We start from the raw sequence: 26,398 nt of genomic DNA, 5'->3' as shown, positions 1-26,398 counted from the left end.
GACGGCGCTTCGGCTCACGAGGCGGACCGCTGACACGAGGGCGGTTCTCCCTTCACGCCGGACCGGGCCGTGGACCAGGCCGTGTCGCGGCGCAGGAACGCGGGACGGAGGAGGAGATCGGGCGGGTCGTAGTACCGGTGGAACACCGCGGTCGCGGAGCCTGACAGCGGCGGCACGATCCAGCTCCAGTCCGCAGGCACGGAGCGGCCGTTCCTTCCCTCGCGTTCGATGTGGGTGAGGAAGCGAGCGGATTCGGTGTGGTGGTCCGCGATGGTGACCCCGTCCTCCTGGTAGGAGTGCAGCACCGCGAGGTTCAGCTCCACCAGGGACCGGTCCCGCCACAGGCTTCGCTCGCTGGTCGTGTCGAGGTCGAAGAGCCGGGCGATGGTGGGCAGAAGGTCGTAGCGGTCCAGGTCGGCGAGGTTGCGCGAGCCTATCTCCGTGCCCATGTACCAGCCGTTGAACGGCGCGGACGGATAGCTGATCCCGCCGATCTCCAAGGTCATGTCCGAGACGGCGGGGACGGCGTACCAGCGTAGGCCGAGCCCGGCGAAACCCGGATGATGAGGGTGCCTCAGCGGCACCTCCAGCACGGTGTCCTCGGGCAGTTCGTAGAACTCCGGCGCGGTGTCCGGCGAGGCGTGCACGACCAGCGGCAGCACTTCGAAGGGCTCGCTTCCGCCCTTCCAGCCCAGCCCGCGCGCCAGTGAGACCTGTTCCGCGCTGCGCGGATCATCGGCGTAGCGCACCAACTGCTCGCCGAGGAGCCGGGTTGCCGGACGCCCGGGGCGGTCGGGTGCGAAGACGCTGATGACGGGTCGGATCCGGCCGCCGTTGGTGGCCAGGCGCAGGTGCTCGAAGCATTGCGCGGCGATGTCGTCGGGGTGTTCGAGGTGGCGCAGGTCGCGCACGAGCAGGTTGTTCCAGTACAGCCTCCCGATGCACCGCGCGGAGTTGCGCCAGGCGACGCGGGCGCCGAAGGCGAGCTCCTCGGGGGTGTGCTCGTACGTGCCCGACGACTCCACTGCGGTCCTGATCGCCCGGATGCGGGAGTCTGGGTCGCCGGATCGGGGGTTCTCGTGCGCGAACTGCCGGATGAATGCTTCCGCTGCAGCGAGGGTTTCGGCCTGCGGCGCCGGCTGCGGGTCGGGGCGGGTGAACGGGAACGGCGACACGGGTGCTTCTCTCCGGCGGGTCGGCTGGGCGGGTCGGCAAGATGGGTTCGGCGTGTGACCGGCCACCGCGGCCTCAGGAGATCTGGCGTCGAACCAGTTCACGGAAGGGGCCTTCGGCGGCGAGGAGTTCGGCGGGTGTGCCCTGCTGTGCGACGCGGCCGCCGGACATCACGATCACGTGGTCCGCGTCCAGCACTGTGGAGAGCCTGTGGGCGATGACCACGCGGGTGGCGCGCAGGGTGCGCGTACTCTCGATGACGACGCGCTGCGTCTCGTTGTCCAGCGCACTCGTGGCCTCGTCGAAGAGGAGGATGCGGGGGCGGCGGATCAGAGCCTGAGCGATCATCAGGCGCTGACGCTGGCCGCCGGACACGGTGCCGCCGCCGTCGGAGAGAACGGTGTGCATGCCCATCGGCATGGCCTTGATGTCCTCGGCGAGGCCGGCCATCGCGGCGGCTTCCCATGCCTCTTCGATCGTGTGGGGTTCGGTGCCGCGGATGCAGTCCAGGATCGAGCCGGTGAAGGGCTGCGCATCCTGGAGGACCACGCCGCACTGGCGTCGGACCGCTGTCAGGTCGAGTGAGGCGAGGTCCTGGCCGTCGAAGAGCACGCCGCCCGCCGTGGGCCGGTCGAAGCCGATGAGCAGTCGCAGCAGGGTCGACTTGCCGCAGCCGCTGGCGCCGACGATCGCGACGAACTCGCCCGGTTCGATGCGGAAGGACACGTCGTCGAGAACCAGGGGCCCGTCCTGGGTATAGCGGAAGGACACGTGCCGGGCCTCGATCTCGCCTGACAGCGTCCCGGGCACCGCGGTGCCGCTGCGCACCTCGGGTAGCTCGTTCAGTACCGGCCTGATCTGCTCGAAGAGCGGTAGCGCGGAGGCTGCGGAGAGCAGCGTGCCGGTCAGTTGGGTCACTGCCGTCAGCACCATCGTGACGGCGGTGCTGAACGTGAGGAAGCTGCTCGCCGACATGCTGCCGCGGGCCGGACCAGCCAGCAGCATGAACATCCCGAGCATGCAGAACGGCAGGTAGACGGCATTGAAGACGGTGATCAGGTTCTTGATCCGGCCCACCCGCAGCTGGAGCTCGCGGCTTCGGGCGAAGTCGCGGGCCCAGGCCGCGTAGGCGAAGTTCTCCGCCGCGGCGACGCGCAGCTTGGGCAGGCCGCGCAGGGTCTGGAAGGCCTGGTTGTTGAGCTTGTTGTTGAGCACGATCAACCGGCGTTGCCAGCGCAACTGCCACAGGCCCAGGCCGAGGAAGACGGCTCCGATCACGACCAGCATGCCGATCGCGGCCAGTGCGAGTGGGACGCTGTACCAGAGCAGCAGGCCGAGGTTCACCACGCCGACCGTGCCGGCCTGGACCGCCACCGAGCTGATGCCGGAGAGGATGCGGCGGATGGCGCTGATGCCCATCGCGGCCGACGCCAGCTCTCCGGTCGATCGTCCGGCGAAGAACGTCGTCGGCAGGCGCAACAGCCGGTCCCAGACCGCTGGTTGCAGCGTGGCCTCGACGCGCCCCTCCAGGCGCAGGATCGAGATGTTCTCCATCAGCATGAAAGCCGCGGAGACCAGGGTGGTGGCGGCGATCGCCAGCGATGTCCGGACGATCAGGCTGTTCTCGGCGTTCGGCACGTAGTCGCCGAGCACCTGTCCGGTCGCGATCGGCACCAGGGTGCCGAGCAGAACCGAGACCAGGCCGCTGAGCGCCAGCCGGAGCAGGTCGCTGCGCGTGCCCCGCAGGCTGAAGTGGAGCAACCGCGGGCCGGAGAGGGGCTGTTCCGGAAGCGGGCGGTAGAACATGACCGCCTGCGGCTCGACCTGGTCCGCGGTGGCCTCGCGGATCCGGGTGCGCCTGCGGCCGGCGGGGTCCACCGCCTCGTACCGGCCCCGGCGCCACAGCAGCGCGACGGGAGCCCCGGATCCGGCCCGATGAGCCAACAGGGGGCCGGCGTCCTCCCGCCACCAGCGCCCGGTGAGCCGCACCGGCCGGGTACGGAACCGCGAGGCCACCGCGATCCTCTCGACCGGGGTCAGCCGGTCGTTCGTCGCTCCGCCGCCCGTCGGCGTGGCGACCCTGATTCCGGCCGCCGCGCCCACGACACGGCAGGCGGCGAGCGTGGCTTCGTCCACATCCACGGATGCGCCGGTCCCGCGGCCCGAGCGCTGCATGTTCGAGCGCTGCACGGTCGAGCGGTCGCGGTCCGCACGGTCGATGGAGGTGAGCAGGGCCTGGTCGGCCTGGGCGCGCACCGCCTCGCCGGCCCTGATGCCGGCCGTCGCCCGATCCTCGAAGGCGCGTTCGAGCTGGTCGATCCAGCGGTCCAGCGCGAACAGCAGCCGGCTCTGCTGGTCGATCAGCCGCTGCCACGTCGCCGGGTCGATGAACAGATCCTGTGCCGTCTCGTGGCTGTAGACGCCGCCGTGGAGCAGACTGCCGGGGGTGAGGGACAGCCACTGGATGTCGTCGTCCCCGAAGTCCGAGTAGTCCGAGTGGACGCGCGCTTCGAAGAGGACGTGCAGGCTGCGTCCGACGCCGCGCGCGAAGGCGTCCTCGAGCGGGGTCAGCACACCGTTGGCACCGTAGTACGCCCACTCGGGAGCGTACTGGGGCTGGAAGAACAGCTCCCGGAGCTGGATCCGGCGCAGCACACAGCCCGGCAGCGGCCTGCCGATCACGGTGTGCCGCGGACCGGCGGCCGGGCCGGGCAGCAGGTCTCCCGCGTCGAGGCGGCCCAGGAACTGCCAACGGCCCTCGATCACCGCATCGACGGCGAACAGGTCCATCGCACCGGCGACGACCAGCCACACCACCTGGGGCCCCTCCAGCGGCAGCCGCCGCAGCCCGGTGCAGTCGACCGGCGTGCCCAGGCCGCTCAGGGCGGCGAGCACACCGATGTCGACAGGTGCTTGGGGGGCGTACTGAGCGTCCTGCGCCACGTCAGTGCTCCCTGACCAGCTCGGCATAGGGCCCTCTCGCTGCGACCAGAGCCTCGTGACGCCCGCGCTCGACGATGACGCCGCGATCCAGGACGACGATCTCGTCGCTGTCCCGCACCGTGCTGAGCCGGTGGGCGATCACCACGCAGGCGCAGCCGCGCCGCCGGAGGTTGTCGATGACGAGTTGCTCGGTCCTCGCGTCCAGGGCACTCGTCACCTCGTCCAGGACCAGCACGCTGGGCTGGCGGACCAGGGCCCGGGCGATCTCCAGGCGCTGCCGCTGGCCGCCGGAGAAGTTGCGGCCGTCCTGTTCCACGCGGCTGTGGATGCCCCCGGGACGCCGGGAGACGACATCGAGAACCGCCGCGTCGCGCAGCGCGACGGTGACCGCCTCGTCCGAGAGGGAGGGGTCCCAGAGCGCCACGTTGTCGCGGACCGTGCCCTCGAAGAGGAAGACCTCCTGGTCGACGAAGGAGACAGAGGCGGCCAGCGAGCTGCGCGGGATCTCCTCCACCCGTCGGCCGTCGACGCTGATTTCGCCCTCCCAGGGCTGGTAGAGCCCGGATATCAGCCGGGACACCGTGGACTTCCCGCTGCCGGAGCCGCCGACCAGCGCCACCTGACGGCCAGGGCCGACGTCCAGTGAAAAGCCGTTGAGCAGCGGCTTGTCCAGCGCGCTGTACCCGAACGTGACGTTCTCCAACACCACATGGCCGCTGAGCCGGCGCGCACCGGCGCTCGGCCCGGAGCGTGTGAGCTGCGGGTCGACCGGGAAGCTCTCCACGTCCTTGAGTCGGGCCATGTCGGCCGCGAAGTCCTGGACCCGACCCGCCACCCCGTTCAGCCGCGCGACCGGCGCGGTGAAGCCGGCCACCAGGGCCTGGAAGGCCACCAGCAGACCGATCGAGATCCGGCCCTCCACTGCCCGCAGCCCGCCTATCAGCAGGATCAGCGCACTGTTGAGCGCGGCCAGGGTCGGGGCGACGACGGCCAGCGCCGCACTCGGCACACCCAGACGCTGCTCCCCGTTCAGGGTGATCGCGTGCTGTCCGGCCCAGCGGCGGAAGTACCCGGTCTCACCGCCGGTGGCCTTCATCGTCTCGATCAGCTGGAGCCCGCTGTAGGAGGTGTTGGTCAGCCGGGCGCTGTCCGCACGCAGCTTCTGCACGCCGGTGCCCCGGATGCGTACCACCAGGCGCAGAGCCACCACGTTGAGCAGTGCGATGCCGATCCCGAGGACGGTCAACTGCGGGTCGTAGGTCCACAGCAGGAGCGCGTAGAGGACCACGACCAAGGCGTCCACACCGGCCGCGGTGAGATCTCTGGCCAGGGTCTCGGCCACGGCGTCGTTGGACTGAAGGCGCTGGACGAGGTCTGCGGGGTTGCGCTGGGCGAAGAAGGCGACGGGCAGCCTGAGCAGATGGCGCAGGAAGCGGGCGCTGCTCAGAGTGGACGAGATCATCCGTCCGCGCAGCAGATTTGCCTGCTGTACGCCGATCAGCACGGCGGTCAGCAGCACCATGGCCGCCATCGACGCGAAGAGAACCGGCAGCAACGAGGTCTGACCGCCGATCAGGAACGCGTCGATGTAGGTGCGGTTGAGCGCGGGCAGCGCTGCGCCGACGCCGACGAGGAGCAGGCTGGCGACGAGGACAGCCGCTGTGGTGCCCCCGGTGCCCCGAAGCCGCGCGGGCAGGGTGCTCAGCATCCCCGGCCGCTTGCCGCCCGCCCGGAACTGCAGGCCAGGCTCGAACGTGAGGACCACACCCGTGAAGCTGGAGTCGAAGTCCTCCTCGTCCACGAACCGGCGACCTCGGGCAGGGTCGTTGATGTGCACCCCACGTCGGCCGAGGCGACGTCCCATCCCCTCGTAGACGACGAAGTGGTTGAACTCCCAGAACAGAACGGCGGGCGTGCGTACCTCAGTCGCCAGCGCCGCGGGTTCCATCTGCATGCCCTTGGCGGTGAGCCCGTAACTACGGGCGGCCTTCAGCACGTTGCTCGCGCGGGAGCCGTCCCGGGAGACGCCGCAGGCGATCCGCAGCTCCTCGAGGGGCACGTGCCGCCCGTAGTGTCCGAGCACCATGGCGAGGGCCGCGGCCCCGCACTCGACGGCCTCCATCTGGAGGACGGTGCGGGTGCGAACGGTCTTCTGCCGCTTGGCCTTGGGGCGTCGGCGACCCTTGCCGTGGAGGTTGCTGTGCCGAGGGCTCGCGGCGATCGGGGTCGAGCCGCCGTGTCGGGGGCTCACGGCAGAAGCCATGCGATCGGGTGCTCTGCCGCCACCTGGACAGCGGCGCTCACCGACGCCGTGGACGGGAGCGGGTACGGCGGGCCGTCCGTCGAGGACCAGATGTATCCGGACCTGGTCCTGTTCGACCGCTCCAACTGCACCACGACCGCCACCGGTTCGCCCTGTGCGCTGAACTGCCGGCCGAGCTCGATGCTGCCGAGAAAGCTGGTGATCTGCTGCTGTGACTCCGGGCTTGTTCCGACTGACAGGACGTGCCCGCGCAGCACGCCGTACTGCTGTACGGACACGGACTGGACGGTGAGGTCCACCGCTGCGCCGGCCGGGATCGACGACGCGTCGCTCCCGGACGCGTACAACACCGCCACCAGAGGCTCGCCGGTGCTGGAGATGCGTTCCACGGTCGCCAGGTCGGAACCGGTCTCGACGACCGAGCCGATCCCGGCCGAGAGCGCGGTCACCCGTCCGGCCGCCACCGTCCTTACCGTCTGGACTTTCTGACCCGCGCTCGTCCGCACGCTGAACAGCGGGGCGCCACCGGCCACGGTGTCACCCTCGTTGGCGAAGACGGTGACGACCTGCCCGGTGACGGGACTCTGCAGGGTGTAGCTGCCTTCCGGGTGGATCAGGACCCCGGACGCGCTCACCTTCGAGGAGACTGTTCCGGTCACCGCCCAGAAGCACACGACCGCCACCACAACCGCCGAGACCACCAGCACGAGGCGGCCCTGCGGCCGGGCGAGATGGGCCGGCACGTCGAGATCCTCGGGCGATTGCTGCTTGGCAAGCGCCTTTCGCCGGAACTGCACAGAGATTTTCCTTAGACTGCTCGACGTTGAATCCGTCGATTTGAGGCACGGGCGTGAATCAGGCCCCGGAACGATAATTCCGGGGCCTGAAGCCGGAGCTTTCGGCTCGGCGGGAGATATCTCGGTCAGATACCCGAAACGATGCCGGTGAGGCCGCTGACCGGGCCGGTGAGGCCGGCCAGACCGGTGGCGGTGCTGACCAGGCCGCCGACCGGAAGCATGGACCCGACGGCGCCCAGGGTGTCCGAGACGCCGGTCACGCCGACGCCGCCGCCCAGGGCAACGCCGCCGCCCAAGCCGATGCCGCCGGCCACGCCGTCCAGGTCCATGTCGTCGAGCTCGCGGGTCTCGACCTGGGGCGTGAAGTCGCTGCGCATGAGTGTATTTCCTCTCAATGCTCTGAGTATTTCCGATGCAGGGAACCGGTATCTGCGACTCCCTTTCTTGGCATGATCCAACCATGCAATCCGGACATATGTCCATCGAAGCAATGAGGTCATTATGTGAACATTCCAGTCGTTTTGCGGGTGGAATCTGCGGTCGGCCGGGCAGGATTATGGAGCTTCGGTGAACGGTGGTGGCGTAATTGCGTTCGATACGTGGTGCCGCGGCGGAAGCGATGGGTCGGAGGGCGGCATTTGTGTGCCAAGCGAGGAGATCAGGGAGACGAAGTGGGGAGCGGCCCGGCGGACGGACTGATTCAGCGTCAGCGCGCTGCGGCCGGACGCCCTGGAAGCGGAAGGCGACCTTCTGGTCGTCTTGTCTGTTCGCGGTTCCCGCGGCTAGCGTTCATGCCAAGCCGCCAGGCCGTTCCCGATCGCCCGCTGCAACGGTCATTCCTTGGGAGCTATGAACACCGAGCACGAAGCCGCCGCAGTCCGCCTCGGGACTGCGCGCAGGCAGCCGCACACGCGAACCAACGCCCGGGTCCTTCGCGTCCAGGGCTACACGGCCTTCGTCGAACTTCCCGCGTGGCGCACCGGTGCCATCCTCGGGGCCGTCGACGTCGACGAACTGGCCCAGGACACCGACCTCGCACCCGACGAGCTGGTCGGAGCACACCTCAGCGTCGCGGTACTGCTCGACGCGCTGCTCCCGGACGGCCTCCGCCCGCATGGATGGGAAGCGGTACCCCCGCTGTGCGGGGAGGCCGACGCCCGGCCTTCCAGGATGCCGCGCACGGGCTTCTGGACCGTCTGGGCGAGACCGTGTCCACATACGCAGGTGAACCCGTTCGGCTCCTGACCGACCGATCTGTGGAGGATCCGTCGCGATGCCGCCGTACCGCTAGGACGGCGCGGTGATCCGGGCGACCAGGTCGAGCCAGCCGGCCTCCAGCTCCTCCAGTGCGCGTCGGCGGACCGTCAGCAGATGGTGGACCTGGGCCGGATCGAGTGAGCCGAGCATCGTGGCGGCCAGCAGCTCCAGGTCCCCGGAGACGCCCGCCTCGCCGAGCAGGAGTGCCAGGTGGCGTTCGCGCACGACGCGGGGCGGCGCGTCGTAGCGCTGCGCCGCGCTCTTGTCCGCCTCCACGTAGATGTCCATGTTCTGCCGCAGGTGACGCAGCGAGGCGACGCCGAAGGCGCGCAGCCGCTCGACGGGCGGGGCGCCCGGGCCGAGCGGCGGCGGACCGAACATGAACGCCTGCTGCATCTCGCACTCCGCCTGGTCCAGGACCGCGAGGAACAAGCCGAACCGGTCGCCGAAACGCCGGAAGACGGTGCCCTTGCCGACGCAGGCGGCGGTGGCGACCGCCTCCATGGTCAGGTGTTCGGCGCCGTGCTCCTGGATCAGTTCGGCCGCCGCCGCGAGCAGCTTGGCCCGGTTCCGGGCGGCGTCGGCGCGCTCCGGCGCGGGGGAGGCGAGCAGCTCGATCGGCTCGAGGGGCGGGGTCATGGACCCAGGGTAGCGCGCGGGGAACAAAACTGGACCGCAGTCCGCTTAGTGTGTTACTTCTAATAACCGGACCCCGGTCCGCTAAATACTTCCAGCTCTGCCCATCCCCCGGGAGATCTCATGTCTGTTCGTATCGCCGCCCTGGTCGGCAGCCTCCGCGCCGGTTCGCACAACCGCCAGCTCGCCGAGGCCGCCGTGAAGCTGGCCCCTGCGGGGGTCGACGTGGTCATCGTGGAGGGCCTGGCCGACGTGCCGTTCTACAACGAGGACATCGACGTCGCGGACGGCGCTCCGGCCGCGGCCGTTGCACTGCGGGAGACGGTCGGCGCGGCCGACGCCGTGCTGCTGTTCTCGCCCGAGTACAACGGCACCATGCCCGCCGTCCTGAAGAACGCCATCGACTGGCTGTCCCGCCCCTACGGCGCCGGCGCGCTGACCGCCAAGCCGGTCGCGGTCCTCGGCACCGCCTACGGCCAGTTCGGCGGGCTCTGGGCCCAGGACGAGGCCCGCAAGGCCGTGGGCATCGCCGGTGGCGCGGTGCTGGAGGAGGTCAAGCTCTCCGTCCCCGGCTCCGTCGTGCGCTTCGCCGAGACCCACCCGGCGGACGACGCCGAGGTCGCCGAGCAGCTGACCACCCTGCTGACTCAGGTCGCCGCTGCCGCTGCCTCGACCTCCGTCGCCGTCTGACGCACCCCGCACCCTGCACACGCGGGTCGGCCCCGCTCCTCGACGGAGGAGCGGGGCCGACCTGCTTGCTTGCACCCTGCTTGCGTGAACCGGGTCAGACGTTCCAGACCTGGAACTCCGAGAGCTGCGCGGCCGGCCAGCCCGTGTTCGCGGTGACGTTGATCCGCCAGTACCGCTGCGTGTTCGCCGGGAAGGTGATGGTGACGGTGTTGCTGTTGACGTTCGGGTCGAAGGTGTAGGTCGCCGAGGCCACCACCGTGCTGAAGTTGCTGCCGTCGGTGCCGGCGAGCAGCGAGAGCGTCTGGTTGCGGGCCCCCCAGCTGGTGCTCGGGGGCAGCTCCAGCACCACTCGGCTCGCGCTCTGCGCCGAGCCGAGGTCGACCTGGACCCACTGCGGGAAGGCGTTGTTGGCGCTCTCCCAGTAGGTGCTCGGGTTGCCGTCGGTGACGTTGGCGGAGGAGTAGTTCTGGGTGTGGCTGGACTCCGCCGTGGACTTGCCGGCCGCCAGGTTGGTGGCCACCGTCCCTGCTCCGGTGCCGGTCAGCGCGACCGTGACCGGGCTGTTGGTGGCGTTGCCGTTGATGGTGACCGTGCCGGTACGGGTGCCGGACGCGGTCGGGGTGAAGGTCACGTCGACCGTGCAGGAGGACCCGGCGGCGAGGGAGCTGCCGCAGGTGTTGGTCTGGGCGAAGTCGCCGGTCGTGGTGACGGAACTGATCGACGCGGCGGCGGTGCCCGTGTCGGTGACCGTGACGGCCTGCGCCGCGCTGGTGGTGTTGAGCGTCTGCGCGGCGAAGCTCAGCGAGGTGGGCACCACCGACAGCGTCGCCGCCGAGGAGCCGCCTCCGCTCGGGAAGACCTCGAAGTCCGAGAGCTGCCCGGCCGACCAGCCGGTGTTGCCGGTGATGTTCACCCGGACGTAGCGGGCGTTGGTCGCGCTGAAGGGGATGGTGACGGTGTTGTTGTTGGCGTTGGGGTCGAAGTTGTAGCCGGCCGAGCCGACGATCGTCGAGAAGTTGCTGCCGTCCGTCGAGCCGAGGACCGAGAGCGTCTCGGTGCGCGCGGCCCAGGCGGTGGCGGGCGGGAGCTTGAGCACGATCTTGCCGACGCTGTAGCTCTGGCCGAGGTCGACCTGCGCCCACTGCGGGAAGGAGCCGTTGGCGCTCTCCCAGTACGTGGACGGGTCGGCGTCGGTCAGGTTGGCCGGGGTGTAGGAGCCGTTGCTGGAACTGGCGGAGGCGGGTCGGCCCGCGGCGATGTTCGTGGTGCTGTCGATGGCGGTGCCGCTCAGCGCGACGGTGGTCGGGCTGTTGTTGGCGTTGCTGGTGACGGTGAGCGTGCCGGTGCGGGTGCCGCCCGCGGTGGGCGTGAAGGTGACGGTCACCGCGCAGGACGCGCCGACCGCGACCGAGGAGCAGTTGTTCGTCTGGGTGTAGTCACCGGTGACCGAGACACCCGAGACGGACGCGGACGCCGTGCCCGAGTTGGTCACCGTCACCGTCTGCGGTGCGGCGGAGGAGCCGACCACGGTGCCGGCGAAGTTCAGGCTGCCCGGGTTGGCCCCGAGCACGGGTCCAGGGGCGGTGCCGGTGCCGGAGAGCGCCACGGTGTTGGTGACGCCGCCCGCGGTGACGGTCAGGCTGCCGCTGCGCGCGCCGGTCGCGGTGGGCGAGAAGGTGACGCTGACCGTGCAGGAGCTGTTCGCGGCGATGGAGCTGCCGCAGTTGTTGGTCTGCGCGAAGTCACCGGTGGTCGCGATGGACGAGACGGAGGCGGCCGAGCCGGTCGGGTTGGAAACGGTGACCGTCTGCGCGGCGCTGGTCGCACCCGTCGCGACGGAGCCGAAGCCCAGTGCGCTCGGACTGGCCGTCACACCCGTCGCCGGGTAGGGCGGGTAGACCGGAGTCGGCCAGCCGCTGCAGTACGGCGTGCCGCTGATGCCGGAGTTGCCGCCGCCGTCGGTGACGACGAAGTTGCCACCCTCGCAGTTGTAGACCGGGGCGGGGCCGTTGACGCCGGTCGCGACGACGTTGGTGAAGCTCGCCGCGCCGCCGGTCTGCTCCTGGAGGGCGAAGGTGCCGGTGCCGGCGATGGTGACGTTGTTCAGGTTGACGCCGCTGATGGTGCCCTCGACCCACTGGATCGCTTCGTAGGGGCTCTGCTCGATCAGGGCGTTGCTCACGTTGATCGGCCCGGTGATCGCGCCCTGGCTGCCGTCGAACCAGAGCGCGCCGACGCCGAACTGCCAGTTGGGGTCGAGCGAACCGTCGCGGATCAGGGTGTTGTTCGAGATCGTCGTGGTGCCGACCGGCGTCGAGGTGAAGCGCTGCCCGACGTGGATGCCGCCGCCCTGGGTGAGGCCGGTGTCCTCGACCAGATTGCCGGTCACCGTGTTGTCGTGGCCGCCGTAGATGGCGATGCCGTTCGCGAGCTGCTGCAGCTGGACGGTGTTGTTCGAGATCGTGTCGTTGGCGTCTGCGCCGAGGCTGGAGTCGGCCCAGGTGGCGATGCCGTCGTCACCGGTGTTGCGGATGTCACTGTTGGTCACCTTGGAGTTGGTGACCCCGCCGTGGAAGTTGATCCCGTCGGCGGTGGTGTTCCGGATCCGCATACCGGAGAAGGTCAGGCCGTCCATCGGCCCGTCCATCCAGGCGCCGACCTTCATGTGCTCGATCCACAGGTTCGACACCGTGGAGTTGCTCATCGCGCCGCCGATGCCGTTCACCTGGGCGCTGTCGTTGCGGTCCTGGACGTCGCCGGAGATCGCGAAGTTCTGCAGGTGCACGTTGGTGCTGGGGTTCGGCGCCGAGTTGCCGTAGAAGCCGGGCGCCGCGCCGGTGACGGTCGAGTACCACATGCCCGCGCCGGCGACGGTGACGTTGTTGACGGCGATGTGCCCGGGGATGTCGAAGGTCCCCGGCGGGATCCACACCGTGCCGCCCGACCCGGCGGCCGCGATCGCCGCGTTGAACGCGCTGGTGGAGTCGGTCGCGCCGGTGGCGTCCGCGCCCTTGCTCGTCACCGAGACCGAGCCCGCCGGCTGCGTCAGCGCGGCGCCGACCTGCTCGAAGTCGGCGAAGTCGACGGTGTAGGAGGCGGCACTGTCGCCGGAGTCGACCTGGAGCTTGAAGGTGGTGCCTTGCGGATAGGTGGTGTTGAGGAGGCGGTGGGCCTCGTCGTAGAAGTGGTGCGGGTTGCTGCCGGGAGTGTTCGTGAAGGGGTAGCTGCCGTAGAACCAGCTGTAGGCGTTGGTGAGAGTGAAGTCGGCCTGCCGGACCCCGTTGATGTAGAGGGAGATCGGGGCGGTGTAGACGGAGCCGTTCGCGGTGTCGGGGATGCTGTAGCGGAAGTTGATCGAGTTGGTGGCCACCGGCGTGGTGAAGGTGACGTACTGTCCGCTGCCACTGCCGGAGAGCGTCACCGCCTTGCGGCCCGACGCCTCGTCGGCGAGCTGGCCCTGGGTGTAACTCGGGCCGATGACAGTGCCGTTGGTGGCCGAGCTCTCGGCCTGCACCTCGGTGTAGGGCAGGCTCGCCCCACTGCCGCCGGTGGCTGCGGCCCAGGCGGGCTGACTGGCGGCGGGGACGACGACGGCCGCTGCGGCGAGCAGCGTGGAACCCGCGGCGAGGGCGAGCGCCCGCCGTGGATCTCGGATGGTTCGGAACACCTTTGCTCCCATGGAGAGTGGGTGGAGGAGCGACGGCGCCGGGGGGACGGCGCGAGGGGCGGCGCAAGGGTGACCGTAAGGTCTTCGATGGCCAGTCGCAATATCTCGACATGAACTTGTTGATTCCTGTGCTTGTGATTGCAAGAACATCGGTAGTCGGCGTGCCGACTTTCGGGGCGTGGAGGGCCCGCACAGGATGGTCGGAGCGGGGGGCGAGCGGGGCGAGCTGAACGGAGATCGGCGCATGGGTCTGACGGCACGTGGGATCCGAGCGGCGGGCGCGATGGCGCTGCTGGCGGCCGTGAGCGGCTGCGCGAGCGGCACCGCCGCGTCGGTCGGTGCGGGCGTGGGTGCGGGCGTGGGTGCGACCGCGAGCGTGGCTGCCGGGTCGGGGGCCACGCCCGGCGCGTCGAGCAGTGCGGTGGTCACCGCCGTTCCTTCACCGTCGTCGTGGTCGCAGCAGCGGCTCGACCAGGCCTTGACCGCACACGGAGGGAACACCCGCACCGCGAAGTCGAACGTGGTCACCGCGCGGGTCGGCGCGATCTTCGCCAAGAGCGGTAAGGGCGACCACTTCTGCACCGGCAGCGTCGTCCAGAGCAAGGGCCAGAGCATCGTGGTGACCGCCGCGCACTGCGTCCACGGCGGCAAGGGCGGCGGTTACAACACCGACATCGTCTTCGTCCCCGGCTACCGCGACGGGGCCGAGCCCGAGGGGGAGTGGCCGATCCGCGGCATCGTCGTGGACCAGCGCTGGATCGACTCCACCGATCCCGATCTCGACGTCGCCTTCCTCGTGCTCGGGACCGTCGGCAACAGGGCCATCGCCTCCGTCCTGGGCGGCAACAAGCTCGGGGTGAACCTGGGCTTCGACCGCACCGTCGCGCTCACCGGTTACCCGTCGAACGCCGGCGAGCCGATCGCGTGCTTCAACACGACGACGCAGCAGAGCGCGCACCAGATGAAGATCGCGTGCAAGTCCTTCCCCGGCGGGACGAGCGGTAGCCCCTGGCTCACCTCCTTCGACAAGAAGACCCGCACCGGCACGGTGATGGGCGTCATCGGCGGCTACCAGCAGGGCGGCGACACCGACGACGTCTCCTACAGCCCGTACTTCGACAACGACGTGCTCGCCCTCTACAACCAGGCGGTCGCCCAGGGGGGTTGACGACGGCGGGCGGGCCGCCCCGTCACTGCCCGAGGCCGAGCAGCTTCACCGCCTCCTCGCGCATCTCGACCTTGCGGATCTTGCCGGTCACCGTCATCGGGAAGCCGTCGACCAGGTGCAGGTAGCGAGGGACCTTGTAGTGGGCGAGCCGGCCGTCGCAGTAGGCGCGCAGCTGCCCGACCGTCAGCTCGGCCGCGCCCGGCCGCAGTTTGACCCAGGCCATCAGCTCCTCGCCGTACCGCTCGTCGGGGACGCCGATGACCTGCACGTCCTCGATGTCCGGGTGGCTGTAGAGGAACTCCTCGACCTCGCGCGGGTAGACGTTCTCGCCGCCGCGGATGACCATGTCCTTGATCCGGCCGACGATGGAGAGGTAGCCGTCCTCGGCCATCTCGGCGAGGTCGCCGGTATGCATCCAGCCGTCGGCGTCGACGGCCTCGGCGGTGCGCTCGGGTTCCTCCCAGTAGCCGAGCATGACCGAGTAGCCACGGGTGCACAGTTCGCCCGGCGTGCCGGTCGGGACCGTGTCGCCGGTGTCCGGATCGACGACCTTGACCTCGACGTGCGGGTGGACCCTGCCGACCGTGGCGACGCGGTGTTCGAGGGAGTCGTCGGGGCGGGTCTGGGTGGAGACGGGAGAGGTCTCGGTCATGCCGTAGGCGATGGTCACCTCGGCCATGCCCATCTCGGCCATCACCCGCTTCATCACCTCGACCGGGCAGGGCGAACCGGCCATCACGCCGGTGCGCAGCGAGGAGAGGTCCCAGCGGCCCGGGTGCGCCTCCAGCTGGGCCAGCTCTGCGATGAACATGGTCGGCACCCCGTAGAGCACCGAGCAGCGCTCGGCCTGGACAGCGTCCAGCGCCTCGGCCGGGTCGAAGAGCTGCCCGGGGACGACGATGCAGGAACCGTGGGAGGTGGCACCGAGGTTGGCCATCACCATGCCGAAGCAGTGGTAGAAGGGCACCGGCACGCAGACCCGGTCCTGCTCGGTCCAGCCCTGCACCTCGGCGACCTGGAAGCCGTTGCCCAGGATGTTGCGGTGCGACAGCGTCGCGCCCTTCGGGCGGCCGGTCGTCCCGGAGGTGTACTGGATGTTGACGGCGTCATCGGGGGTGAGCGCGGCCTCGCGCTCGCGCAGTCGGTCGAGCGGAACCTCGCGGCCCGCCTCGACCAACGCGTCCCAGTCGGGCGTCCCGATGTACACCACGCGTGCGAGCGTCGGGCACTCGTCACGCACGGCCTCGACCAGGGCGACGTAATCGCTCGCCTTCACCCGGGTTGCGGAGACCAGCAGCCGGGTGCCCGACTGCTGCAGGGCGTAGGCGATCTCGTGGCGCCGGTAGGCCGGGTTGAGGTTGACCAGGATCGCGCCTGCCCGGGCGGCGGCGTACTGCGTCAGCACCCATTCGGCGCAGTTCGGCGACCAGATGCCGACCCGGTCACTGGCGCCGATCCCGGCGGCGAGCAGGCCGCGGGCCAGGTCGTCGACGGTGGCGTCGAACTGCGCGTAGGTCCAGCGCCGCCCGCTCGCGCACTCGACCAGGGCGTCCCGGTCGGGGTGGGTCCGCGCGGTGCGGGCGAGGTCGGCGCCGACGGTTCCTTCGGGCAGCGGCGGGGTGGTCCCGCCGCGCCGGTGGGAGAGTCGTGGGTCGAGGTCGACGGCGGACATGACAGCACTCCCGGGTCGGCGGCTTCGGTGCAAGGGAGCCTAGGGGAGGGGTCGGGTCGTGTCGACGGCCGCGCCGTCGGCCAACCTGCTGCGGAATCGCCGTCAGCCGGGCGACACGAAGTAGTACCGGTGCTGGGTGAGCAGCATCCCCTCCTCGCTGACCGTGAAGAAGTCCGCGAATTCGACGGCATCTGTCTCCCTCCCCGTATCCGCCGTCCCCGACTCCGCTCCCGACCGCTCACCAGTCCGCCGGACGAGCCGTCCGGCTACGGCGATCACGTCTCCGGCTGCGAAGATCCGTCTCGTCTCGTGCCGGGCGAACGGGCCGGCCATGTCTCGCTGCAGGCCGATCACCTCGGACCTGCCGTGCCCCACCGGGGCGCCCGGTGACCAGAGCCGTACGTCGGCGTCGAGGAGCGAGCCGCAGCCGTCCATGTCTCCTGTGTCGATGTAGTGGTAGAGAAGGCGGATGTGGTCGATCCCGGCCGCGAGGACCGGGGTGCCGAGTTGCTGTCGCCCTGTCTCGTTGCGCTGCGCGATGTCCGTCCTCCCATACGCGGCGCGGCACGGGGGCGACCGTGCCGCGTGGTCTACACCGACCGCAGCCTCGCAGGGTCCGACTTCTCCGCGCCTTCATCCGGCATTCACGGCGCTATCGCGAACAGTCGGCGGAAGGGGAATTGGGGCCTTGGATTTGTGATCGTATCGTGGACAAGAGGTCGTCGTTCGGCAACACTCTGAGCGGTGTCATGACATGACGGGCCAAAGGTGGGCTTAGGGCCTGGAAAGGCAGTGTGCATGGCCGAGTCGACCACGGCGCAGCCGTCCGGCGTCGACGGACCGGGGCTCAACGCAGGGCTCAACTTCCACATCCTGGGCCCGCTCGAGGTGCGCGCCGGCGGTTCTCCGGTGCGCATCGCGCCAGGCCGGCAGGAGACCATGCTGGCCGCGCTGCTGCTCGACGCGAACCGGGTGGTCAGCATGGACCATCTCATCGACCTGATCTGGGACGAGTGCCCGCCGAACACGGCGCGCACCCAGGTGCAGATCTGCGTATCACGGCTGCGCAAGGTGCTCACGGACGCCGGCATCGACGCGCCCATCGACACCCGGCCGCCCGGTTACCTGATGCGGGTGGCTCGGGACGTGCTGGACCTGCACGTGTTCACCCGGCACGTCCACCAGTCCCAGATCCTCGCTCGGGAGGGCCGCGCCGCGGAGGCCGCCGGGCTGCTGCGGGAGGCCACGTCGCTGTGGCGGGGCCCGGCGCTGAGCGGCATCCCGAGCGAGGATCTCCGGGCCAAGGCCACGCGGTTGGAGGAGAACCGCACGGCCGCGGTCGAGACCTACATCGACCTCGAACTCGCCCTGGGCCGCCACCGCGAGCTCATCGGCGAGATCGGGCAGCACCTGCACGAGCACCCACTGCGCGAGCAGTTGCGGCGCCAGTACATGCTGGCGCTGTACCGGTCCGGCCGGCAGTCCGAGGCACTCGCGGCCTACCGCGACGGCCGCGACCTGCTCGCCGACGAACTCGGCCTGGACCCCGGCGAGCAGCTGCGGGCCCTCGAGGCGGCGATCCTGGCCGGCGACCCGAAGCTGCTGCTCGCCGCCGAACCGGCGGCTCGGGCGGCGGTTGCCGTTCTCGCCGCGCCGACGGCGGGCGGAGCGGGCGGAGCAGTCGAGGCGGGCGAGGCGGACCGGGCGAGGGTGGCGGCAGCCGACTCGGTCGGACCGGCCGGGGAGCCCGCACCGACGCTGACCGGGCCCGTCCTCGCCGGCGACAAGCCGCGTCAACTGCCCACCGACGCCGCGGACTACATCGGCGGCGAGCCACTGGTCGCCGGGGTCAAGGCGGTCCTCGCGGACGGCTCCACCGCGGCCCGCGTCGTGATGATCGTCGGCCGCCCGGGCATCGGCAAGAGCGCGGCCGCGACGCACATCGGGCACCAGCTCGGCGACGCCTACGCCCCGGACGGCCAGCTCTACTGCGACCTGCGCGGGACCGGGTCCAACCCGGTCTCCCCCCGCGAGGTGCTCGGCCGCTTCCTGCGCGCGCTGGGCATTCCGGGGCTGATGATCCCCGACTCGCTCGACGAGCGCGCCGAGACCTACCGCACCATCCTGGCCACCCGCAGGGTGCTGGTCGTCCTCGACGACGCCGCCTCCGAGAGCCAGGTCGGCCCGCTGATCCCGGGCGCGGGGCGGTCCGTGGTGATCGTCACCAGCCGGACCCGGCTGACCGGGTTGCCCCGCCCGCACTGGATCGAGCTGGACATCCTCGACCCCCCGTCGGCACTGAAACTGCTCGGCCAGGTGATCGGGGCGCACCGGGTGGCCGGTGAGCGCGAGGCGGCTCTCGCGCTCGCGCGCACCGTGGGCGGGCTGCCGTTGGCGCTGCGTATCGTCGCGGCTCGCCTCGCCGCGCGCCCGCACTGGTCGTTGGCCTCGATGGTGGAGCGGCTGGCGAACGAGCGGCGCCGGCTCGACGAGCTGGCACACGGCGACATGACGGTGCGTGCGAGCCTTTCGCTGACCCACGACGGTCTGGGCTGGGCGGACCGCCGGCTGCTGCGGTTGCTCAGCCTGGCCCAGGGGCCCACGCTGCCGGGCTGGTTGGCCGGGGCGCTGCTGGACGACCACCGCTCGCAGCCCTCCGATCTGATGGAGGGACTCGTCGACGTGCAGATGCTCGACGTGGTCGGGATGTCGCCGCGTGGCGAGGTCCAGTACCGGCTGCACGAGATCGTCCGGATGTTCGCGCGCGACGAGCTGGAGGCGGCCGAGACCGCGGACGGGCGGCGCGAGGCGGTCGAGCGGATGGTCGGCGGCTGGCTGGCCATCGCGGAGCGGGTGCACCGGGCGGTCTACGGCGGCGACTACACGATCCTCCGCGGCACCGCGACCCGCTGGCAGCCTCCGGAGCGGTACGTCGACCAGCTGGTCGCCGATCCACTGGAGTGGATGGACAGCGAGCACGTGAACCTGTGCCAGGCCGTCGGCGACGCGGCGCAGGCCGGGCTGGACGAGCCCTGCTGGGAGCTGGCGACCACCTTGGTCACCCTGTTCGAGGCGCGCGGCTATCACGACCTGTGGGAGAGCACGCATCTGCAGGCGTTGACCGCCGCGCGGCGGGCGGAGAACCGCCGCGCCACCGCAGCCCTGCTCGCCTCGCTGGGCACGCTGTACCTGACCAGACGACAGGGCGACCAGGCCCGGACCACCCTCGAGTCGGCGCTGCGCCTGTTCGACGAGCTCGGCGACAGCCACGGCCTGGCCCTGTGCTGGCGGGACCTGGCGCTGCTGGAACGCAACGGCGGGGACATCGAGCGGGCGGCGGCGTTATACGAGCGTTCACTGCGCGCCTTCACCCAGGCCGGCGACATCGTCGGGAAAGCGACGGTGCTGACGCAGAGCGCGCAGATCTGGATGCAGCGCGGGGACGGCGGCGGAGCTCGGGCGCGGCTGGAGGAGGCGCTGGCGATCTACCGCGCGGTGGGGTACGCGGGCGGCGAGGCCCGTGCGCTGCGCCGGGTCGGGCAGCTGTTGCTGCAGCGGGGCGAGACGGAGCAGGCGGAGCGCACGCTGTCGGACGTGCTCGCGATGGTGCGGAAGAGCGGTGACCTGATCGGCGAGGGCCACCTGCTGATGGGCCTCGGCGAGGTCAGCATCCGGTTGGGGCGGTTCGGGCAGGCCAGGGTTCAGTTCGAGCGGGCCCTGGTGATCCGCGATGAGATCATGGACCCCGCCGGCGCGGCGCTGGCGCGGATCGAACTGGCGCGGCTCAGCGTCGGGCAAGGGGACCCCGGAGGGGCCGCCGCGCTGCTGGAGGATGCCATCACGGCGCTGCGTGAGCGGTCTATGGGGCGGGAACTGCGGGATGCGGAGCAGTTGTTGAAGCGCATCGGCGCGGGGGCCGCAGACCTCCCGGAGTAGGCGGCATCAGGATCTGGGGCACCGGGGGAGAGGCTCAGTCCCACGGGTCGTTCGCGGGAGAGACGGTCGACGTCGGCGCGGGCGCCGGGGTGGACGCGGCGGCGACGGCGGTGACGGACGACGACGCGCCGGAGCCCGTCTGGTGTCCGGCCACGGCGTAGCCGGCGGCGAACACCGCCGGCGCGGCGGCGAGGGCGACGGCGGCGACCATCTTCACTGCGACCAACTTCACTGCGGTGAGACGCATTTCGGGGTCCTTCCGGGGATCGGGTGCTGCCTTGGAACCCACCGTAGGGACGCGGGAATCGTGGCGTTATCGCCGTCGCTATCCCTGCCCTTTCACGGCTGCCGCGGAGCTTGCGCCGGGTGCCGGAGCTGGGCTGCCGCGGTGATAGCGGCGGAGATGCCGCCGTGATAGCCCGCGGCGAACCATCGATATCGGGACCACGCCAGGGACCGACCCACCCACCTCACCGCCGCATCACCGCCGTATCGCGGCCCCCGTGGCGTTCCCCGCTCCCCGGTCCGGCCGGCCGGAGCGTGCGCCACCACGGGCCGACGAAGTCCCGTCAAGATCGCGAAGGGATCATCCGTGAACCAAGACCTGACGCTGTGCGAGGACCCTGAGGGCCTGGACGACCCCGACGGCCCCGACGCCGGCGGCTACCTCGGCCGCCGCGACGGCCGCCACGGCCGCGACGTCATCGTGACCAGCACCTCGTCGGACTCGCACACATGGAACCTGGTGTTCCTTCAGCTGGTGCTGGAGGAGCTCGGGTACCGGGTGACCAACCTCGGCGCCTGTACGCCCGACGACCTCATCGTGACCGCGTGCCTGGAGCTCCGGCCCGTCCTCGTCGTTGTCAGCACCGTCAACGGACACGGCCACCACGACGGCCCGCGGGTCATCCGGGCGATCCGCGGACGATCGGAGCTGGCGACGCTGCCCGTCGTCATCGGCGGCAAGCTGGACCTCGCCGGCGGCCTCGACGGCAGCGTGCCCGCGGCGCTCCTCGAGGCCGGCTTCGACGGGGTGTTCCAGGACGGCGTCGCGCTCACGGAGTTCTGCTCGTTCGTCGGCTCGCTGCCGACCGCGGGGAGACGCGCCGTCGAAACGGTCGGTGTCTGATGCCTTCCTGGTCCTTCGGCGACAGCATCACCCGGCTCGCGGCCGACGGGGGAGTGGTGGTGCAGCCCCGGATGGGGATGTCCCAGCCGGACCGGATGCGGGCGGGCCTGGCGGCCGTCCAGTCCGCCGGCGCGGTGACCGCCGGCACCATCACCGTCGACAGCTACACCCGGGTCGGCGACCACGCCTCGGCCAGGGCGGCCCTGGACGGCGGCGGTTCGCTCAACGGGTTCCCCATCGTGGCGCACGGACCCGCGGTGACCCGGTCGGTCGTGGACGGGATCGCCGGGCCGGACTTCCCGGTCCAGGTGCGTCACGGATCCGCCGACCCGCGACACGTCATCGCCGCGGCGCTCGCGTCCGGACTGGACGCTACCGAGGGCGGCCCGGTGTCGTACTGCCTCCCCTACAGCCGGGCGCCGCTGGCGCTCGCCACGCACCACTGGGCGCAGGCGTGCGAGTCCTTCGCGGCTGCGCGCACCGCGGAGTTCGAGCCGCATCTGGAGACCTTCGGCGGATGCATGCTGGGGCAGCTGTGCCCGCCTGCCCTGCTCGTCGCGCTCAGCGTGCTGGAAGGGCTCTTCTTCCGGCAGCACGGCCTGCGGAGCGTCTCGTTCAGCTACGCCCAGCAGACCCATCCGGAGCAGGACGCCGAGGCGGCCCTGGCGCTGTCCCGGCTCGTCGCGGAACTGCTGCCGGACGTGCAGTCGCACCTGGTCGTCTACACGTACATGGGCGTCTTCCCGAAGTCGGAGTCCGGGGCCCTGCAACTGATCGCGGACTCCGCGCTGTTGGCGGTCCGCACCGGGGCGGCCCGGCTGATCGTGAAGACCACCGCCGAGGCCTTCCGCATCCCCACGATCGAGGAGAACGTCACCGCCCTCGAATACGCCGCCTCGGCTGCCGCCGACGTCCGCCCTCTGCCGCCGCCGGACGACACCGGCCTCTACGCGCAGGCCAGATCCATCGTCGACGCGGTCTGCGAACTCTCCACCGACATCGGCCTGGCCCTCGTCGCCGGATTCGCCCGCGGCTACCTCGACGTCCCGTACTGCCTGCACCCGGACAACGCCGGGCGGACCCGCGGTGTCGTCGACGCCTCCGGCCGCCTGCTCTGGCAGCGCATCGGTTCACTCCCCATCGGGGACTCCGCCGATCTGGTGACGGGACGTCAGCTGAGGTCGGCCGAACTTCTCGACGCCCTGTCGTACATCGAACGCACGTATGACCGATTGGAGCTGGCCCAGTGACCCAGACCGCCTACGAGCCCCGGACCGTCCCGCTGCCCCCGGACCCGCGGGCGCACCTCACCTCCCCGGTCACCCGGTCCGTGTTGCTGGTGCAGAACGAGATCACCGCCGCGGCCCGCGAGTACCTGGCCGGCGAGGGCTTCGTCGAGCTGCTGCCGCCGATCATCGGACCGGTCACCGATCCCGGAGCGCGCGGCGCCAAGCAGGTCGACATCGACTACTACGGCCACAAGTACAAGCTCATGACGAGTGCCATCCTCTACAAGCAGGCGTCGCTGCTGGCCTTCGACAAGATCTTCTACATCGCGCCGAATGTGCGCCTCGAGCCGCTGGAGACCGCCTCCACCGCACGGCACCTGGCCGAGTTCCACCAGATCGACGTCGAGGTCGCCCACGCCTCGCGCGAGGAGATCCTCGACGTGGCGCAGGGGCTCGTCTCCCACATCGTGCGCCGGGTCGCCGCGCAGCGGTCGGCGGAGCTCTCCTTCCTCGGCCGCGACCCGCGGGCGTTCCAGCCGCTGCTGGACGGCCCGTTCGGCCGGATGACGCACCACCAGGCCGCGGCAGACCTGGACGCACTGGGGCACGAGCAGAGCCCGGACGCCGAGATCGACTGGGTCGCCGAGCGGCTGCTGTCCGCGCAGCACGAGCGGCCGTTCTTCATCACCGACTACCCGAAGGGCTCCCGCGGCTTCTACGACAAGGAGAACCCCGACCGGCCGGGGACCCTGCGCAACTTCGACCTGATCGCGCCCGAGGGCTACGGCGAACTCTGCAGCGGCAGCGAGCGGGAGTCCGACTACCGGCAGATCGTCGCGCGGATCAGGGAGACCGGCGAGAACCCGCAGAAGTACGGCTGGTACCTGGACCTGGTCCGGGCCGGCATCAAGAGCAGCGCCGGATTCGGCATCGGCCTGGAACGCCTGACCCGCTACGTCGCCGGGCTCGAAGCGGTGTGGCAGGCCAACGCGTACCCGAAGCTCCCAGGGGTGGTGTCGCCGTGACCGGACTGCATGCGGCGACCTTCCCCGAGGCGGAGGTGCGCCGCCGGGCGAGGCTGGGCGCGGCAGCCGTCTTCCCCGACCCGGCCGGCTACGGGACGTCGCTGCTGGGCCAGGGCCCGCTGACCGCACAGGACGAGCTCGACGCGACCCGGTTGGTCCCGCCGGTGCTCATGCCGATGCGGCTGGAGCGGCTGATCGACCTCGGACGCGAACCCCTGTACGGGGACGTGGACCTGACCACGGACATCGGCGGCCTGCGCTCGCCCCTGCCGGTGTACGTGTCCGCCTTCGGCTCCACCCAGGTGGCCAGCTCGAACCTGGGCCTCGCCGTCAGCGATCAGGCGGGGCGGCTCGGGGTGCCCATGGTGATCGGCGAGAACGTGGTGCCGATGAACGGCTACGGCCGCGGCGGCGAGGAGGCGGAACGCACGCTGCTGGCCCGGTTGCACCGTTACGCGGCCGCGGCCCCGCCCGACCTGGGCGGCGTCGTGGTGCAGCAGTCCACCGAGGACGCGGACGCCGAGGTGTGGAACCTGGTCTACAGCGACCCGACCGCCACCGAGCTGCTGGAGACCGGCAGGCTCGCCTTCGAGCTCAAGGTGGGCCAGGGCGCCAAGCCCGGGCTCGGCGGCATGACCCTGGTCGGCGCCGACACCGGGGCGCGGGTCGCCGAGCAGTTCGCCATCGACCCTATCTACGGCGATCCGACCGGCCGGGTGCTGCGCTGCAGCGCGCCGGGCACCTTTACGGACGAGATCCTGCGTCAGCAGATCCGCCTGATGCGCAACAACTTTCCGCGCGCCCGGATCTGGGTCAAGCTCCCGCCGGGGCGCGACATCGCGCGGGCGGCCCGGGTCGCTTGGGAGGCCGGCGCGTCGGCGGTCACCGTCGACGGGGCCGAGGGCGGATCGGGCTGGGCGCCGTCGGCGTTCCTCGACCACGTCGGGCTGCCGCTGGCCGAATGCCTGCGCCGGATCGGTACGCCGGCCGGCTGCCTGCTCGCCTCGGGCCGGATGGCGGACGGCGCGCGTATCGCGAAGACGCTGGCCTTGGGCGCCCGTGCCGCGGGCCTGGGTCGGGCCGCATTGCTCGCGGCCGACGAGGACCCGCAGGTGGGTCTCACCCGGCTGCTCGAGAGCCTCCGCATGGAGCTGCAGCTGATCGTCAGCGCGCTCGGACAGTACCGCGCCGACGCCCTCGGACCCGAGGACGTGTGGCTGCCCGCAGCCGCGGGTGAGACCTTCTCGGAAGGAGTGCAGCATCGCCATGACTACCACTACTGAGGTTGAGGCCGTCGCGCCGGAACGGCCCGGCGTGCTGCGGCAGCGGGACTTCCGCTTGCTGTGGATCGGCGAGACCACGAGCAAGTTCGGCAGCGCCATCACGGGCATCGCCCTGCCGCTGGTCGCGGTCGCGGTCCTGCACACCGGACCGCTGGCGATGGGCCTGCTCACCGCGTGCTCCTGGCTGCCCATGCTGCTGCTGGGCCTGCCCGCGGGCGCGTGGGTGGACCGGTGGCGCCGGCGCACGGTGATGATCGTGTGCAACGCCGCGGCCGCGGCGCTGATCGTCAGCGTCCCGGTGGTCTACGCGCTGGGGCTGCTGACCATGGGCTACCTGTTCTTCGTGGCCTTCATGTCCGGCGTCGGCGCCGTGTTCTTCGGGCCCGCCTACGGGGCGTTCCTGCCGACGCTGGTGGACGGCGAGGACCTGGGCGAGGCGAACGCCAAGCTCGACGGCAGCGCGCAGGTCGCGTTCATGGGCGGGTCCGGCGTCGGGGGCGTCATCGCGGCGGTGTTCGGCGCGATCGGTGGACTGCTCGTCGACGCCCTGACCTACGTGGTCGCGGTGTTCTGCCTCGGTTCGATCCGGCGGCGCGAGCCGCGCCGCGAGGAACCGGCCGAGCCCACCACCATCCGCCAGGACATCGCCGAGGGCGTCCGGTACCTCGTCCGCGAGCCCTACCTCCGGATCATCGCGCTCTGCGCGGGCGTCGAGAACCTGCTGCTCTCCGGCGCCCTGGCGTTGCTGGTGGTGTTCCTCGTCGACGTCGTCGGGGTGTCGGCCGGCTTCGTCGGTGTCCTGATGATCGCCGACAGCCTCGGCGGGTTCGCCGGCGCGGTCGTCGCGACGCGACTGAGCAAGAGGCTGGGCACCGCGCGCGCCCTCATCGTCATCGCGATCGCCTCCGCGCCCTTCGGGCTGCTGATCCCGCTCACCACCAAGGGCGCCGGGCTGGCGTTCTTCCTGGTCGGCATGGGTGTGCCGGCCGCCGGGATGGTCGCCTGCGGGATCATCAGCTCGACCTTCCGCCAGCGGTACTGCCCGCAGGAGCTGCAGGGCAGGATCGGTACCACCGCGATGGTGATCGTGTACGGCTCGATGCCGATCGGCGCCGTCATCGGCGGAGCGCTGGGCGCCTGGCTCGGCATCACGACGGGCCTGTGGATCATGCTCGGCGGCCTGGCGGCGGCCAAGTTCCTCCGCTTCGTCGGCCCCATCAAGAGCACCCGCGACCTCCCGACCGAGCCCGCTGCCGCGTAGTCCCGCGGTGACCGCGCTGACCACACCGACCCACACCAAGGGAGCTGATTGAGATGGCCAACCCCTTCGACAACGAAGACGGAATCTTCCAGGTGCTCGTCAACGAGGAGAACCAGCACTCGCTGTGGCCCTTCGGCATCGCCGTGCCGAACGGCTGGCGCGTGGTGCACGAGGCCGGCACCAGGGCGGCGTGCCTCGAGTACGTCGAGACGCACTGGACCGATCTGCGCCCGGCGAGCCTCATCGCCGCCGTCGAGGCGAAGGCATGA

Annotated in this window: 20 protein-coding genes; 10 read left to right on the top strand and 10 right to left on the bottom strand. The window is 70.8% G+C overall.

Translation table 11 applies throughout. The annotated features are described in order from the left end of the window. Positions 1-14: 14 nt before the first annotated feature. From ABIA32_RS20460 to ABIA32_RS20440, 5 genes are all read right to left on the bottom strand, one after another. A complete protein-coding gene (locus tag ABIA32_RS20460) occupies positions 15-1,175 on the bottom strand; it encodes a nitric oxide synthase oxygenase (RefSeq protein ID WP_370097245.1) in 1,161 nt (386 codons plus the stop codon). Between the two features lie 73 nt (positions 1,176-1,248). Beyond that, complete coding sequence (locus ABIA32_RS20455; RefSeq protein WP_370097242.1) at positions 1,249-4,143, bottom strand: NHLP bacteriocin export ABC transporter permease/ATPase subunit; 2,895 nt, start codon at positions 4,141-4,143, stop codon at positions 1,249-1,251. Beyond that, positions 4,118-6,379, bottom strand: coding sequence for an NHLP family bacteriocin export ABC transporter peptidase/permease/ATPase subunit (locus ABIA32_RS20450; protein ID WP_370097239.1), 2,262 nt, complete (start codon positions 6,377-6,379; stop codon positions 4,118-4,120). The genes ABIA32_RS20455 and ABIA32_RS20450 overlap by 26 nt, the downstream gene beginning before the upstream one ends. Beyond that, positions 6,364-7,176, bottom strand: a complete 813-nt coding sequence (locus ABIA32_RS20445; protein ID WP_370097236.1) for a DUF2118 domain-containing protein — start codon at positions 7,174-7,176, stop codon at positions 6,364-6,366. Before ABIA32_RS20445 ends, ABIA32_RS20450 begins: the two co-directional genes overlap by 16 nt. Positions 7,177-7,301: 125 nt before the next feature. Further along, a complete protein-coding gene (locus tag ABIA32_RS20440) occupies positions 7,302-7,553 on the bottom strand; it encodes a type A2 lantipeptide (protein ID WP_370097233.1) in 252 nt (83 codons plus the stop codon). A gap of 472 nt (positions 7,554-8,025) precedes the next feature. Between ABIA32_RS20440 and ABIA32_RS20435 the strand changes: the two genes are divergently transcribed. Next, the gene (locus ABIA32_RS20435) at positions 8,026-8,421 is read left to right on the top strand and encodes a hypothetical protein (RefSeq protein ID WP_370097231.1); all 396 of its coding nucleotides are present in this window, start codon (positions 8,026-8,028) and stop codon (positions 8,419-8,421) included. Between the two features lie 42 nt (positions 8,422-8,463). Here ABIA32_RS20435 and ABIA32_RS20430 read toward each other — a convergent pair whose 3' ends face one another. Continuing rightward, positions 8,464-9,072: a TetR/AcrR family transcriptional regulator gene (locus ABIA32_RS20430; protein ID WP_370097229.1), complete on the bottom strand. Its 609-nt coding sequence runs from the start codon at positions 9,070-9,072 to the stop codon at positions 8,464-8,466. Positions 9,073-9,192: 120 nt separating this feature from the next. On the opposite strand from ABIA32_RS20430, the gene ABIA32_RS20425 reads away from it, so the two are divergent. Further along, on the top strand, positions 9,193-9,759 hold the full coding sequence (locus tag ABIA32_RS20425; protein WP_370097226.1) for an NAD(P)H-dependent oxidoreductase: 567 nt from the start codon (positions 9,193-9,195) through the stop codon (positions 9,757-9,759). A gap of 94 nt (positions 9,760-9,853) precedes the next feature. Here the strand turns inward: ABIA32_RS20425 and ABIA32_RS20420 are convergent, their stop codons facing one another. Then, complete coding sequence (locus ABIA32_RS20420) at positions 9,854-13,426, bottom strand: choice-of-anchor D domain-containing protein (RefSeq protein ID WP_370097223.1); 3,573 nt, start codon at positions 13,424-13,426, stop codon at positions 9,854-9,856. A 244-nt stretch (positions 13,427-13,670) separates the two neighbouring features. Between ABIA32_RS20420 and ABIA32_RS20415 the strand changes: the two genes are divergently transcribed. After that, positions 13,671-14,594, top strand: a complete 924-nt coding sequence (locus tag ABIA32_RS20415; RefSeq protein ID WP_370097220.1) for a serine protease — start codon at positions 13,671-13,673, stop codon at positions 14,592-14,594. 22 nt (positions 14,595-14,616) lie between these two features. Here the strand turns inward: ABIA32_RS20415 and ABIA32_RS20410 are convergent, their stop codons facing one another. Beyond that, entirely contained in the window at positions 14,617-16,266 is a 1,650-nt protein-coding gene (locus ABIA32_RS20410) for an AMP-binding protein (protein ID WP_370097217.1), read from the bottom strand. A 102-nt stretch (positions 16,267-16,368) separates the two neighbouring features. After that, positions 16,369-16,737, bottom strand: coding sequence for a nuclear transport factor 2 family protein (locus ABIA32_RS20405; protein ID WP_370097488.1), 369 nt, complete (start codon positions 16,735-16,737; stop codon positions 16,369-16,371). A 327-nt stretch (positions 16,738-17,064) separates the two neighbouring features. Here ABIA32_RS20405 and ABIA32_RS20400 point away from each other — a divergent pair, with 327 nt between their 5' ends. Beyond that, positions 17,065-20,202 carry a BTAD domain-containing putative transcriptional regulator gene (locus ABIA32_RS20400; protein WP_370097214.1) on the top strand — a complete coding sequence of 1,046 codons (3,138 nt, stop codon included), beginning with the start codon at positions 17,065-17,067 and terminating at the stop codon, positions 20,200-20,202. A gap of 34 nt (positions 20,203-20,236) precedes the next feature. Here the strand turns inward: ABIA32_RS20400 and ABIA32_RS20395 are convergent, their stop codons facing one another. Further along, complete coding sequence (locus ABIA32_RS20395; RefSeq protein ID WP_370097211.1) at positions 20,237-20,449, bottom strand: hypothetical protein; 213 nt, start codon at positions 20,447-20,449, stop codon at positions 20,237-20,239. Between the two features lie 345 nt (positions 20,450-20,794). Between ABIA32_RS20395 and ABIA32_RS20390 the strand changes: the two genes are divergently transcribed. From ABIA32_RS20390 to ABIA32_RS20365, 6 genes are read left to right on the top strand one after another with little or no spacing between them, the layout of a single operon-like run. Further along, positions 20,795-21,331, top strand: coding sequence for a cobalamin B12-binding domain-containing protein (locus ABIA32_RS20390; RefSeq protein WP_370097208.1), 537 nt, complete (start codon positions 20,795-20,797; stop codon positions 21,329-21,331). Further along, positions 21,331-22,581, top strand: coding sequence for a methylaspartate mutase (locus tag ABIA32_RS20385; RefSeq protein WP_370097205.1), 1,251 nt, complete (start codon positions 21,331-21,333; stop codon positions 22,579-22,581). Before ABIA32_RS20390 ends, ABIA32_RS20385 begins: the two co-directional genes overlap by 1 nt. Next, complete coding sequence (locus tag ABIA32_RS20380) at positions 22,578-23,585, top strand: asparagine synthetase A (RefSeq protein ID WP_370097203.1); 1,008 nt, start codon at positions 22,578-22,580, stop codon at positions 23,583-23,585. Before ABIA32_RS20385 ends, ABIA32_RS20380 begins: the two co-directional genes overlap by 4 nt. After that, positions 23,582-24,868 carry a glutamate synthase-related protein gene (locus ABIA32_RS20375; RefSeq protein WP_370097200.1) on the top strand — a complete coding sequence of 429 codons (1,287 nt, stop codon included), beginning with the start codon at positions 23,582-23,584 and terminating at the stop codon, positions 24,866-24,868. The genes ABIA32_RS20380 and ABIA32_RS20375 overlap by 4 nt, the downstream gene beginning before the upstream one ends. Next, entirely contained in the window at positions 24,852-26,129 is a 1,278-nt protein-coding gene (locus ABIA32_RS20370) for an MFS transporter (protein ID WP_370097197.1), read from the top strand. Before ABIA32_RS20375 ends, ABIA32_RS20370 begins: the two co-directional genes overlap by 17 nt. Before the next feature lie 53 nt (positions 26,130-26,182). Next, on the top strand, positions 26,183-26,398 hold the full coding sequence (locus ABIA32_RS20365) for an MbtH family protein (RefSeq protein WP_370097195.1): 216 nt from the start codon (positions 26,183-26,185) through the stop codon (positions 26,396-26,398).

This window comes from Streptacidiphilus sp. MAP12-20 (assembly GCF_041262525.1).
GTDB lineage: Bacteria > Actinomycetota > Actinomycetes > Streptomycetales > Streptomycetaceae > Streptacidiphilus.
This window is presented reverse-complemented; position numbering and strand designations above follow the sequence as displayed.

Bases quoted from the DNA above. Each gene is read 5' to 3' on its own strand.
- ABIA32_RS20435 (WP_370097231.1), top strand. From the start codon at position 8,026: ATGAACACCGAGCACGAAGCCGCCGCAGTCCGCCTCGGGACTGCGCGC.
- ABIA32_RS20410 (WP_370097217.1), bottom strand. From the start codon at position 16,266: ATGTCCGCCGTCGACCTCGACCCACGACTCTCCCACCGGCGCGGCGGG.
- ABIA32_RS20370 (WP_370097197.1), top strand. From the start codon at position 24,852: ATGACTACCACTACTGAGGTTGAGGCCGTCGCGCCGGAACGGCCCGGC.
- ABIA32_RS20365 (WP_370097195.1), top strand. From the start codon at position 26,183: ATGGCCAACCCCTTCGACAACGAAGACGGAATCTTCCAGGTGCTCGTC.
- ABIA32_RS20395 (WP_370097211.1), bottom strand. From the start codon at position 20,449: ATGCGTCTCACCGCAGTGAAGTTGGTCGCAGTGAAGATGGTCGCCGCC.
- ABIA32_RS20455 (WP_370097242.1), bottom strand. From the start codon at position 4,143: ATGCCGAGCTGGTCAGGGAGCACTGACGTGGCGCAGGACGCTCAGTAC.
- ABIA32_RS20430 (WP_370097229.1), bottom strand. From the start codon at position 9,072: ATGACCCCGCCCCTCGAGCCGATCGAGCTGCTCGCCTCCCCCGCGCCG.
- ABIA32_RS20440 (WP_370097233.1), bottom strand. From the start codon at position 7,553: ATGCGCAGCGACTTCACGCCCCAGGTCGAGACCCGCGAGCTCGACGAC.
- ABIA32_RS20400 (WP_370097214.1), top strand. From the start codon at position 17,065: ATGGCCGAGTCGACCACGGCGCAGCCGTCCGGCGTCGACGGACCGGGG.
- ABIA32_RS20385 (WP_370097205.1), top strand. From the start codon at position 21,331: ATGCCTTCCTGGTCCTTCGGCGACAGCATCACCCGGCTCGCGGCCGAC.
- ABIA32_RS20450 (WP_370097239.1), bottom strand. From the start codon at position 6,379: ATGGCTTCTGCCGTGAGCCCCCGACACGGCGGCTCGACCCCGATCGCC.
- ABIA32_RS20425 (WP_370097226.1), top strand. From the start codon at position 9,193: ATGTCTGTTCGTATCGCCGCCCTGGTCGGCAGCCTCCGCGCCGGTTCG.
- ABIA32_RS20415 (WP_370097220.1), top strand. From the start codon at position 13,671: ATGGGTCTGACGGCACGTGGGATCCGAGCGGCGGGCGCGATGGCGCTG.